11 protein-coding genes are annotated in these 11,896 nt (G+C 43.9%); 1 reads left to right on the top strand and 10 read right to left on the bottom strand.

Translation table 11 applies throughout. The features are described from left to right. Window positions 1–4 precede the first annotated feature (4 nt). Window positions 5–175 (top strand): transposase, encoded by a 171-nt coding sequence (locus tag FZ952_RS06270; RefSeq protein WP_410468290.1) that lies wholly within the window; start codon window positions 5–7, stop codon window positions 173–175. Window positions 176–249: 74 nt separating this feature from the next. On the opposite strand, the gene FZ952_RS06265 is transcribed toward FZ952_RS06270, so the two are convergent. The 10 genes from FZ952_RS06265 to FZ952_RS06220 form a co-directional block, all read right to left on the bottom strand. Continuing rightward, window positions 250–612, bottom strand: a complete 363-nt coding sequence (locus FZ952_RS06265; protein ID WP_062201820.1) for a S1 RNA-binding domain-containing protein — start codon at window positions 610–612, stop codon at window positions 250–252. Beyond that, window positions 609–2,012: a bifunctional Cof-type HAD-IIB family hydrolase/peptidylprolyl isomerase gene (locus FZ952_RS06260; RefSeq protein ID WP_148881022.1), complete on the bottom strand. Its 1,404-nt coding sequence runs from the start codon at window positions 2,010–2,012 to the stop codon at window positions 609–611. Before FZ952_RS06260 ends, FZ952_RS06265 begins: the two co-directional genes overlap by 4 nt. A gap of 37 nt (window positions 2,013–2,049) precedes the next feature. After that, on the bottom strand, window positions 2,050–2,682 hold the full coding sequence (locus tag FZ952_RS06255; protein WP_148881021.1) for a response regulator transcription factor: 633 nt from the start codon (window positions 2,680–2,682) through the stop codon (window positions 2,050–2,052). After that, the gene (locus FZ952_RS06250) at window positions 2,660–3,679 is read right to left on the bottom strand and encodes a sensor histidine kinase (RefSeq protein WP_148881020.1); all 1,020 of its coding nucleotides are present in this window, start codon (window positions 3,677–3,679) and stop codon (window positions 2,660–2,662) included. The genes FZ952_RS06255 and FZ952_RS06250 overlap by 23 nt, the downstream gene beginning before the upstream one ends. Beyond that, on the bottom strand, window positions 3,676–4,371 hold the full coding sequence (gene liaF / locus FZ952_RS06245; protein WP_148881019.1) for a cell wall-active antibiotics response protein LiaF: 696 nt from the start codon (window positions 4,369–4,371) through the stop codon (window positions 3,676–3,678). The genes FZ952_RS06250 and liaF overlap by 4 nt, the downstream gene beginning before the upstream one ends. A gap of 129 nt (window positions 4,372–4,500) precedes the next feature. After that, window positions 4,501–6,357, bottom strand: a complete 1,857-nt coding sequence (gene pknB / locus FZ952_RS06240; protein ID WP_148881018.1) for a Stk1 family PASTA domain-containing Ser/Thr kinase — start codon at window positions 6,355–6,357, stop codon at window positions 4,501–4,503. Beyond that, window positions 6,354–7,094, bottom strand: a complete 741-nt coding sequence (locus FZ952_RS06235) for a Stp1/IreP family PP2C-type Ser/Thr phosphatase (RefSeq protein WP_148881017.1) — start codon at window positions 7,092–7,094, stop codon at window positions 6,354–6,356. The genes pknB and FZ952_RS06235 overlap by 4 nt, the downstream gene beginning before the upstream one ends. Window positions 7,095–7,115: 21 nt before the next feature. Beyond that, on the bottom strand, window positions 7,116–8,429 hold the full coding sequence (rsmB, locus tag FZ952_RS06230) for a 16S rRNA (cytosine(967)-C(5))-methyltransferase RsmB (protein ID WP_187423880.1): 1,314 nt from the start codon (window positions 8,427–8,429) through the stop codon (window positions 7,116–7,118). Continuing rightward, on the bottom strand, window positions 8,419–9,336 hold the full coding sequence (gene fmt, locus FZ952_RS06225) for a methionyl-tRNA formyltransferase (RefSeq protein WP_148881025.1): 918 nt from the start codon (window positions 9,334–9,336) through the stop codon (window positions 8,419–8,421). Before fmt ends, rsmB begins: the two co-directional genes overlap by 11 nt. Window positions 9,337–9,457: 121 nt before the next feature. Further along, window positions 9,458–11,863 carry a primosomal protein N' gene (locus FZ952_RS06220; protein ID WP_148881015.1) on the bottom strand — a complete coding sequence of 802 codons (2,406 nt, stop codon included), beginning with the start codon at window positions 11,861–11,863 and terminating at the stop codon, window positions 9,458–9,460. Window positions 11,864–11,896 lie beyond the last annotated feature (33 nt).

The following is an 11,896-nucleotide window of genomic DNA, read 5'->3' as shown; positions in this document are numbered from 1 at the left end:
ACAGATTTTCGATCAACGTAAGATTGATGTGGAACCTGTCTTTGGGCAGATAAAGGCTTATTTGGGTTACAAGAGATGTAACCTAAGAGGCAAGCGTCAGGTGAAAATTGACATGGGTTTAGTGCTCCTGGCCAATAATCTCCTTAAATACAATAAGAGAACGGTTCAAATTTAAAAAGCTAGAGTTCCATAATTGGGAATCTCTAGCTTTTTTGTGACTGAGAACTATTTTGTCTCAGACTCTTTTTTCTAATCTTTTTGTTCTTTTAGAAAATCCTTGGCTTCCTTAATCCAGATTGGCATTTGCTTGCCTAAGGGCGCAAAACCAATTTTACAACGATCATTTGAAAAGCGATGCCGTCTCGGTAAGCGATGTTTTTCTTCCTCTAAGGTCCGCATAGACAGACTGGCCTTGCCAGAAAACTCGTCATAATCCACCACCTGCACGAGAACCTGATCCCCGATTTTTAAAATATCGTGAATATTATCAATATAGCCCGTCCGAATCTCAGAAATATGAATGAGGCCAATCAGACCGCTTTCTAGTTCAACAAAGGCACCGTAGGGCTGAATCCCTGTAATTTTGCCCTTTAACTTATCTCCGATTTTCATTCGTCTATAACCTCAATCGTCTCAATAACAACATCCTCAAGCGGTTTATCCATTGAAGCTGTCTCAACTGCTGCGATTTTGTCCAAAACTTCATAAGAAGCCTCATCTACTAACTGCCCAAATACAGTATGTCGACGGTCCAAATGCGGTGTCCCGCCCTTGCTAGCATAAATTTCAGCAATTGGCTCCGGCCATCCTCCCCGAGTCAATTCCTTGGTTGAATAAGGAAGACTGCTGTTTTGAACAATAAAGAACTGACTGCCATTGGTATTTGGTCCAGCATTTGCCATTGACAGGGCTCCACGGATATTATAAAGCTCTGGTGAAAACTCGTCTTCAAAGCGCTCGCCGTAAATTGACTCGCCACCCATCCCAGTACCAGTCGGATCGCCACCCTGAATCATAAAATCTTTGATAATTCGGTGGAAAATCACTCCGTCATAGTAGCCATCCTTAGATAAGGCGATAAAGTTGGCAACTGTTTTCGGCGCTTGCTCTGGAAACAGTTTGATCTTCAAATCCCCATGATTAGTCTTGATTTTTGCAACCGGTCCTTCAACCGCTTCAGGATTGACCTGTGGGAAATTCAACTCTTTTTCTACCATTCCTAACTCCTCCAAAGCATAAAAAATACCATCTTCTTCTACTGTTTTTGTGATGAAATCTGCCTTTTTCTGCAGTTCTTTATGGGAAATCCCCATAGCAATGCTGATACCTGCATAGTCAAACAATTCTAAATCATTAAGCTCATCGCCAAAAACCAAGACATTCTCAGGTTTTAAGTCTAGATGCTCCGCCACCTTAGTAACACCAGCTGCCTTTGAACCTTCTGTCGGAACAACATCCGATGAATGCTCATGCCAGCGAACCAAGCGCAGAGCTGAGGCTAGATCCTCTGGCAACTGTAAACTGTCTCCTACATTTTCAAAGGTCCACATTTGGTAGATTTCACGATCTTTGTAAAAATCAGGATTGACAGCCAGATCTGGATATATGATATCAATTGCGGACGAAATCATCGGATTGCGGACGGATAAAGCCGCTTCATGACTACCTACCAAACCGTAATCAATCCCCGCTTCCTTGGTCCATGCAATGTAGGATTCCACACACTCTTGTGGAATGACCGTTTTAGCAATAACTTCCCCTCTTCGATTTTCAACGTAAGCCCCATTCAAGGTGACAAAAAAATCAGGATCCAAGGCACGAATTTCTGGAACGACTCCAAAAATGCCACGTCCAGAAGCAATTCCTGTCAGAATACCTTTTTCTCTCAGCTGCTGAAACACAACTTTGATTGACTCTGGGATGAAGCCTGTATTCTTTACTCGCAAGGTGTCGTCGATATCAAAGAAAACAATCTTAATTTTTTTTGCCTTATATTTTAATTTTGCGTCCATATTTTCCTCTTTCAATCTAATCTTTTCTATTATATCATTAAAAATCGTCTTGCGGAACAAGGTGATGCTGAAAAGCGTAGACGACTGCCTGGGTTCGATCGCTCACTTCCAGCTTGGATAAAATATTGGACACATGCGTCTTGACTGTTTTCAAGGAAATAAAGAGCTCATCAGCAATCCGCTGATTTTCATAGCCCTTGGCTAAAAGCCCCAAAATATCCCGCTCCCGCGCTGTCAAATCCTCATAAAGCTCTATATGATTTCGATGGTATTCAACCTTCTTACTGACTTCTGTTTCAATGGCAAATTCACCTTTTGCAACCTTTCTGACTGCGTGGAGAATTTCCTCAGCACTGGAGGTCTTCAGCATATAGCCACGAGCACCAGCATCCAACACTGGATAGATTTTTTCATTGTCCAGATAAGACGTCAAAATCAAAATCTTTGCCTCTGGCCATTCTTTCAAGATAGCCAAGGTGGCATCAATACCGCTCATCTCTGGCATTACAATGTCCATTATAATTACATCGGGCCGGCTTGCCAAGGCTGCTTCGACTCCTTCTCTGCCATTGGTGGCTTCTGCTACTCCTTCAACATCTTCCTGTAATTCTAAAAAGCTTTTTAAACCCAATCTGACCATTTGATGGTCATCCACTAGTAATATTTTCATCTTTTCCCCCTTCTAATAACGGAACACAGATTTCGATAGAGAATCCTTTTTTCGGAGCTGTCAAAATTTTTAGACTGCCAGCCATATCATGCACTCGATCCTCAATATTTTTCAAACCATAACTCAGTTCATCCAAAGTAGCTGGTTCAAAGCCGATTCCATCATCAGAAACCTTGAGTTTTAATCCATTTCGCGTCTGATAAAGATAGATGTCCAAACGATTAGCCTGAGCATGACGCAGGGTATTGTTGATCATTTCCTGGATAATCCTGAAAATATGCTCCTCAATCTGCTTGGGGAGACTGGCAACCTCGTGTTTAAACTGGACAGTCAGATCCGACTTATCTCTTAATTCCTTAATTAAAACATCCATGCCCTCTACTAAAGTCCGATTTTCCAACTCTGTCGGCCGTAAATGCAAGAGTAAAATCCGCAAATCTTTTTGTGCTGTATCCAGAATGTCAGCGATTCCCTTTAGCTGCTCTTGGAGATTTTCTTTTTCAAGCCGCTCCACATTTCCGGCAACTCCTGAGAGAATCATATTGGCTGCAAACAGCTCCTGACTAACCGTGTCATGCAAATCACGCGCAATCCGCCTGCGCTCCTTCTCAACAATTTTCTCCTCCGCCTGCAAAGACTGATTCTCAGACTTCTGCAAATTCTCAGTTAGAGTATGCACTTTTTCTTCCAATTGAAGTAAAGAATAGTCCAGCTCTACCTGACCGGTCGCTTCTAAAGCTTTGCCCTCTAAAATGTATTTGACATTTTTTTGAACCTGAGAAACGGATAGAAACTGAAGAAACTTTGCTGCAGCAATCAATAAAACAGTCAGAGATAGACCTAGAACTACAACAAAAAACATAAAAGACTGCAGAAGTTCTAGATTGTTTAGGAGCTTTTGCCATTCAAAATTAAAAATATTAAAAATGTAATGAAAGATGATCCCTAGAACAAAGAAGGTATAGAGAAAAATGACCAAGTAACTTGTTTTTTTCACTTTCTGACAACCTCCACATTTCCTAAAAAGCTGACCAACACAATTTTTACAGTTTTACTCGCTCGCTTATAATCTGGCGTTGTCAGGGAAATCGTTTCATTGCGCAACTTGCGAGATGGATGATTCAGAAAGTTTAAATCCCCGTACAATGTATTCATTTGAAGCTGGATTTCCACGTCAAGCGGCACAATGATTCGGGTATCTCCAAAGGCCTTACGAATAATCACCACATTATCATGATTTGCTAAAATAACATCTTCTAAATGGACAGTATCTTTTCCAATCAACCGCAAAAGATTAATATCATGAAACTGACAATTATCTTTTGAAAAATGTTGCAAATCTCCCAGCCAACGATTTTTATCCCTTTGAATTTCGACATCTTCTTCAAAAACCAGATAGCTTTCCTGATTTTCCTTGTAAATATATGGGTAAGCTACCATCAAACCATAAATAACTGCAAACAAAAGGGCTGCAATCACATAAGGATTGAGCATGATAATGAAAAACAGCATAATCATTGATGCCACTAATAAAAAATTCCCTTTTTGTTTACCAAAATAATAATATAAAAGCAGGAGAAAAAGGACCATAATGATAACAACACGCGAAAAATCTGCTGCCAACATCGTGATAAGAGCCATAGACAATAAGATTGTTTCAACAAAGATGAATAATTGAACTTTCCACATAGCCTTTTCCTTTCTGTACCTCTCTATTCTAACAAAAATAAAAAGAAAAACCTCCGTCTGAGGCACGAAATAAAAAAATAAATCACTTATGTCCAAAGAAAAATGGTCATAAGTGATGTATGAAAACTATTAACGACTAGAGCTGCTGCTCGACGATGAAGTAGAGCTGGATTGTGCATCATCATCTGATTGACTATGAGAACTAGATGACGATTCTGATGAACTCGTTGACGAGCTTGCAGTAGTACCATCTGTCACATAGAGAGTGATTTTTGTTGATTTTAGACTAACACTTTGTCCGGCTGCTGGTGTCTGCGAGGTCACTAAATCGGCTTGACTAGAAGCCACCGAGCGATCAATAACCCGCTCAATGTTCGAAGACGGAATTCCCATCTCGATTAAGTAAGAACGAGCATTGGCATAAGTGTACTGAAGACTGCCAAAATTTGGCATTTCTACAGTGCTAGTCTCTTTTGCAACTCTCAGGGTAATTTGAGCATTTGAAGATAAATCGTACGTTGCCCCAGCTGCTGGTGTCTGACTGATAACAACTCCTGGATCATAATCTTCTGATTCCACTTCTTCAATTTTTATTAATTTTTCGGAAACCTTTTTATTCTTCAAATCTTCAACTGCTGCTGAATATTTTTGACCTGTATAATCCGCCATGATAAGGTTCTTGGGGCCTTTAGAAATAATGAGGTTTATTTTGCTACCTTCCCGCCGCTGACTTCCTGCCTGAGGATCCGTCTTAATGACATGACCGGAAGCAACCGAATCACTGTTTTCTTCTTTTTCTTCTCCGACTACTAAATCTTTAGCTTCAATAGTCGCCCGAGCTTCTGCCACAGTTTGACCTGCCACATCTGGAACGGTGGTATTCGAAGGACTGTTATAAATCAGAACTGCAAATGCAGCTAAAACCAAGAAAACCGCCAAGAGCAGGACTTTATATCGGGTTCTTAAATGGTGTTTCTGTGCTTTCTTTTTTACAGGAGCTGGAGTTTCATCAGGTTTCCTCACTTCTGTTGGCTCAGTCTTTGGAATGGAGGTTTTTGTCGGTGAAACAGTCGGCTGAGGAATTGGCGAAATTTTTGGTAAGGTCTTGGTATCTGCTTTAGCAACATCATCAAAAACAAGTTTTTTTTCATTCCGTCGCTCATAAGACAAACTGCTCGACAAATCAACATACATTTCAGCAACAGACTGATAACGATCCGTTAATTTTTTAGCTGTTGCCTTGATAACCACATTTTCCAAGGCTTGAGGAACATTGGGATTTTCTGCAATGATCGATGGCAATGGCTTTTGAAAATGCTGGAGAGCAATCGTTACAGCGCTATCTCCATCGTAAGGGATATGCCCTGTCAGCATCTCATAGAAAATAATCCCCATTGCATAGATATCGCTTTGAATTGTTGCCTTTGAACCACGAGCCTGTTCTGGCGAAAGATAGTGGACCGAGCCCAGCATAGAGTTAGTCTGGGTCAGACTTGTCTCAGCAAAGGCCACAGCGATCCCAAAGTCTGTCACCTTGGCATTACCATCTGGAGTTAAGAGGACATTTTGTGGTTTCAGGTCACGGTGAACAATCCCCCGCGTATGCGCAAGGCGCATAGCCAAAAGAATTTGTCCCATGATTCTAACCGCTTCTTCGTTTGAAATCGGAGAATTTTCTTTGATATAGCGCTTGAGGTCAAGTCCTGCTACATATTCCATGGCCAGATACTGCTGGCCATCTTCTTCTCCAATATCAGTAATCCGAACGATGTGCGGATGGTCCAAGTCAGCCATCGCCTTGGCTTCCCGCTGGAAGCGCGCTACGGCAATAGGATCTGTCTGGTAATTGGTCCTGAGAACCTTTACTGCAACTTCCTCACCATCCAAAATCAAATCCTTGGCCAGATAGACATCTGCCATGCCTCCTCGACCAATTTGCTTGATGATTTTATATCGCCCGGCAAAAATCTTGCCGATTTGAATCATGCCTCATCCTCCTTGTCAAAACGAACCAGAGCGACTGTGATATTATCCAATCCTCCAGCATTGTTGGCAAAGCGAATCAATGTTTGAGTTTTCTCAGACAGACTGATGTCACTGGTCACGATGTCATAGATCTCACTTCCTGAAATCATGTTTGTCAGTCCATCACTGTTTAGCAGTATATAATCACCATCTTCCAAGGTTACCATACCATAATCGGGCTGCACCTCATCTTTTTGACCAATTGACTGGGTGATAATATTCTTCTGCGGGTGGCGTTCTGCCTCTTCTTGTGTAATCTGTCCGGCTTTTAGAAGAGCATTAACAAGGGAATGGTCGCTAGTTAACTGGCTGTATTCCTCACCACGAATCAGGCCAATCCGTGAATCACCAATGTGGGCATAGATGGCTTGATTACCAATGATAGCTAAGGCTTCCAGAGTTGTCCCCATGCCCTTATACTCTTCATCCTGACCAAATTGGTGAATGCGCCGATTTTCTTCTTCCAAGTGCTCTGCAAACCATTCACGGACTTGGTTCACCGAGTCAATCTGGGTATTAACCCATGCGGCACCTAAGTCTGTTACCGCCATTTCACTGGCAATATTGCCAGCTCTGTGGCCGCCCATACCATCGGCCAAGATGATCATGGTCTTGCCAGCACGATTTACAAAATGATTGGCATAATCCTGATTATTTGTTCGCTTTTGACCAACATCTGTTAATAATGAAATTTCCATACTGTCAGTTTCCTCCTCCAGTTAAGATATCTTCCTAAATTGACTGATAAAAAATCCATCACTGCCATATAATTCTGGTGTAATCAAGATACAGCCGTCTTTTACGATATCTTCTCTTTCATGTTCTAATCTAACTTGCTCAAAGTTTGGATGTCTTTCTAAAAATTGCTTGACTACTTCAAAATTCTCTGCAGACACAATCGTGCAAGTACTATAAGTTATTATACCACCTTTACGTAGACTTTGACAAACGCTGTCTAATATATCCAGCTGAATTTTTTGCAGGCTCTGAAAATCTGCATTTTCTTTATTGTACTTAATGTCTGGTTTACGACGAATCAAGCCGATTCCAGAGCAAGGAGCATCCACCAAAATCTTGTCAAAAGCATCTGGTCCAAAAGTCTCAAATACCTTGGTCGCATCCAGCTTTTGAGTTGTAATTTTATCTGCTAAGCCTAGACGATCTGCATTTTGACGAATCAAGTCCAGCTTATGGTCGTAGAGATCCAAGGCTGTAATCTGACCAGTCGTCAGATAGGAAGCCATGTGAACAGCCTTGCCACCCGGCGCACTGCAAGCATCCAAAATCTGCTCCTCTCCTTCGATGGCTAGAGTCGGAGCGACAAGCTGGCTAGACTCATCCTGAATCGTAATCGCTCCGCTTTCAAAGAGCTGATGCTCAGCAAAATGCCCTTGCTTCTTGACCAAGGCTGAAGGAGCCAAGAGCGAATCTTCCGCACCTAAAACTGCTTTAATTTCTTCCTTTCGAGCCAAATCCGTCACTCGAATGCTGGCCTTGTTGCGTTCAAAGAGACTTTCAAAAATAGCCTCCGCGCGTTCTTCCCCGTATTCGTCAATCAAGACCTTAACCAGCCAGACCGGCAGAGAATACTGGACTGAGTAGCGCTTATTCTTGCGGTTAATAGTGGTCGGATCAGCTGCGCCTTCCCGCTCGATCTTCCGTAGGATGGCATTGACATATTTTTCACTGCCACGCTTGCGGCCTTTTGCAATCTCAACAGCTTCATTAACGACAGCATGCTGGGGGATTTTATCCAGATAGAGCATCTGATAAAGGCTGAGCTCAAGCAGGATATAGAGCCAGTTATCTAGTTTATCTCTGTCCTCCACCCAATGAGCCAGCTGCCATTCCAGACTAATTTTGCGAGCGACCGTTCCATAGACCAGCTCCGTCACCAAGCTTTTATCAGCTGAACTGAGAGCACTCTGTTTCAGAGCCTTGTTGAGAGCAATATTGGAATAAGCACCCTCTTCAAAGACTTCTTCCAGAATTTCCAGAGCAAGCTCTCGGGCTCTTTTTTGCTTACTCTCCAAATTCATCACCTACCACTAAGCTTCGGCCCAGACCGTTGAGGAAGTCCTTGATGTCCATCTTGGGCTTGCCGAATGGCTGCACCGTTTTTAGTGAAAGGGCTCCCTGACCCGCTGCGACGACTAATTCTTTTTTGCTGATCGTCAGGATTTCACCCGGACGACCACTGCCTTCCGCTTGGCTAACTTCGTAAATCTTGAAGCGCTGACCAGCTAGCAGGGTATGGGCCACCGGCCAAGGATTCATGCCCCGAACCTGATTGAAAATCTGGCGACTGGTCTTTGTCCAATCAATCCGCTCTTGATCTGGGCTGATATTTGGTGAAAAAGTCACCAGTTCTGGTTCTTGAGGCTGGGCTTGAATCTCTCCCGCTACATAGGCTGGTAAGACTTCTAAAAGAAGGTCGCGACCAATCATAGCTAGTTTTTCAAAGAGAGTTCCGACATTATCAGACTCTTCAATGGCTATCGCTCGACTGGCAATCATATCACCAGCATCCATCTCTTTGACCATCTCCATAATAGTTACACCAGCTTCTTCATCACCATTTATCAAAGCATAATGAATTGGCGCTCCGCCACGGTATTTGGGCAAGAGAGACGCATGGACATTCACTGCGAAGTTAACGCTATCCAGCAAACGGCTAGGCAGAAACTGGCCAAAGGCTGCTGTCACGATACCATCAGCTCCCAAGTTCATAATTTCTTCCAAGTCCGCGCTTTTAGCCAACTTTTCTGGTTGGTAAACCAGCAAGCCGTTAGCTAAAGCCACTTCCTTGACCGGTGTCATGCGAATCTCCTTTTTGCGGCCCACTGCTCGGTCAGGCTGAGTGACCACCGCTAAAATTTCATATTGTTCGCTTTCCAGCAGGCCTTTTAAGACCGTTGCTGAAAAGTCAGGTGTCCCCATAAAGATTAATTTCACTGTCGTTTCCTCAAATCTGTCGCAGACCACTGTCGCCTACGACTGTTTTTCTTTCTATTATACCAAAAAAGCGAGCAAAGCTGACAGCTCTCGCTCACTTTTGCCATCAGATAAAATTCTGGGGCTCGTTATCAATACTGAGCCGCAGGTCCTTGTTTTCCGCTTGCTGCGTTAGTTCCAAGACCCGATTGAGCGTAGTTTGTAGGTCATCCTCAAAGCGATACTTAAGTAAAATCTGATAGTGATAGAGATTGTGGGTGCGGGCAATAGGCTTGGGTGTGGGACCCAAAATTTGCACCTTGTCCGACAGGCCACTCCGTAAAATATCCATAACCTGATAAGATTTCTTGACTACCGTTTCCTCATCCTTGTGGGATAGGGTCAGCCCTACTGTATAGTAATAAGGTGGATAGCCCAACTGCCGTCGAATTCCCATTTCATAAGCGTAGAAGCCTTCATAGTCCTGCTTTCTGGCAAAGTCAATGGCATAGTGATGAGGATTGTAAGACTGGATAAAGACTTGTCCTGCTTTTTCAGCCCGACCTGCCCGACCTGCTACCTGAGTCAGTAGCTGGAAGGTCCGTTCAGAAGAGCGAAAATCTGGCAGATTCAGAGCCGTATCCGCATTGAGAACACCGACCAAGGTCACATTAGGAAAATCCAGTCCCTTGGCAATCATCTGAGTTCCCAGCAGAATATCTGCCTGCCCTTGACCAAAGGCCTCTAGGATTTCTTCGTGACTCCCCTTTTTACGGGTCGTATCCACATCCATCCGCAGAATGCGAGCTTCTGGAAAGAGGGTGGTCAATTCATCATAGGCCTTCTGCGTTCCCGTACCATAGTAGCGGATACTGCGACTGGCACAATTAGGACAGGCTTGCGGAATGTCCTTGGTAAAACCACAGTAATGGCAGTTCATGGTCTTGGTATCCATATGCAGGGTCAGAGAGATATCACAGTTGGGACAGGTATCCACCGTACCGCATTCTCGACACATGACAAAGCTGGAATAGCCTCGCCTATTGAGCATAAGAACCGTCTGTTCACCTTTCTCCAGACGATCCTGAATAGCTTCTAAGAGAACAGGAGTAAAATTACTAGCTTCATTTTGCCCAATGTAATCTCGAAAATCCACCACTTGAACCTGAGGAATCTGCGCCAGTGGGTTAGCCCGCCTGGTCAGCTGTAAAAAGTCATAGACGCCACGACTAGCTCTGGCCCTGCTTTCCAAACTCGGAGTCGCCGAACCCAACACCAAGACAGCTTGATTGTACTGAGCTCGCAGAAGAGCCACTTCTCTGGCATGGTAGCGAGGATTGGAATCCTGCTTGTAGGAGGACTCATGTTCCTCGTCAATGATGATGGCTCCGATATTTGTCAACGGAGCGAAGATGGCCGAACGCGCACCGACAACGACCTGAGCCTCTCCCCGCTCCACCTTGCGCCACTCATCGTACTTCTCACCGTCAGATAGACCAGAATGCAAAATAGCCACCTTGTCACCAAAGCGCGAGATAAAACGGTCAGTCACCTGAGGAGTCAGGGAAATTTCCGGCACCAGCATGATTGCCGTTTTGCCTTGGATTAGAGCCTCCTCAATGACCTTGAGATAAACCTCGGTCTTGCCACTCCCCGTCACTCCTTCTAGCAAAACAGGTTGAGTGTTTTCTTTACCGATTTTTTCACAAATCGCAGTGACCGCGACTGCCTGTTCCTCATTTAGAACCAGCTTTTTATCCTGTCGCTCCTTTTGGAAATGCGCAGCAGATCGGCTGACCTCTCTCTCCTCTGTGTGAAGAAGCTTCTTTTCTAAGAAAATGTTGACCACTGCAGGCGAAAAGAGCTTGCGTAAGTCTTTGAGGCGACCTGATTGCGGATTTTCCAGCAGAAATGCCTGAAGTTCCTGCTGCTTTTTCGCTCGGGCAGAAGGCAAGAACTGTGCCAATTGCTCTCTGTCCACCTGATACCAAGTTTCTATCTTAATATGCTTACGGTCGGTTGCTTGGTATTCCAAGCGAATCTTACCAGCCTGGGTCAGTCGCATGAGCTTGGACTGACTTTTCTTATCCAAATCAGAAAAACGAAGACTAGCTGTTTGACCGAAAATAGCCTGCCGTTCATCAGCCGATAGGTGATTCGTTGGATAAAGCAACTTGTCATAACTGGAATTGAGAAGACTAGGTAACATAGCCTTCAGGATGGAAATTTTATAGGAAAAGACAGATTGGCGCAGCTGGTCAGCTAGCCAGAGCTGCTCCGCATTGAGAACCGGTCTAAAGTCGAGAACTTCTGCAATATTTTTCAATTCTCCAATATGTCCAGCCAGATCTTCAGCTTCCTCATCCGCCAAGCCAACAATCAGCCCTTGAATCAAACGACCGCCCTTACCAAAAGGCACATGCACCCGCATTCCAGCTTCTAGCATTCCAGAAAACTCCTCTGGAATCGCATAGCTATAGGGTTTGTCCGTCTGCATCAGAGGAACATCGACAATAATCTTCGCAACTTTCACACTCTCACCCCGCTTTCCCTAAATGCCATATTC

The organism is Streptococcus sp. Marseille-P7376 (assembly GCF_902460385.1).
Classification (GTDB): domain Bacteria; phylum Bacillota; class Bacilli; order Lactobacillales; family Streptococcaceae; genus Streptococcus; species Streptococcus sinensis.
Note: the sequence above shows the minus strand (reverse complement) of the source record. Positions and strands in the feature narration are given on the sequence as shown.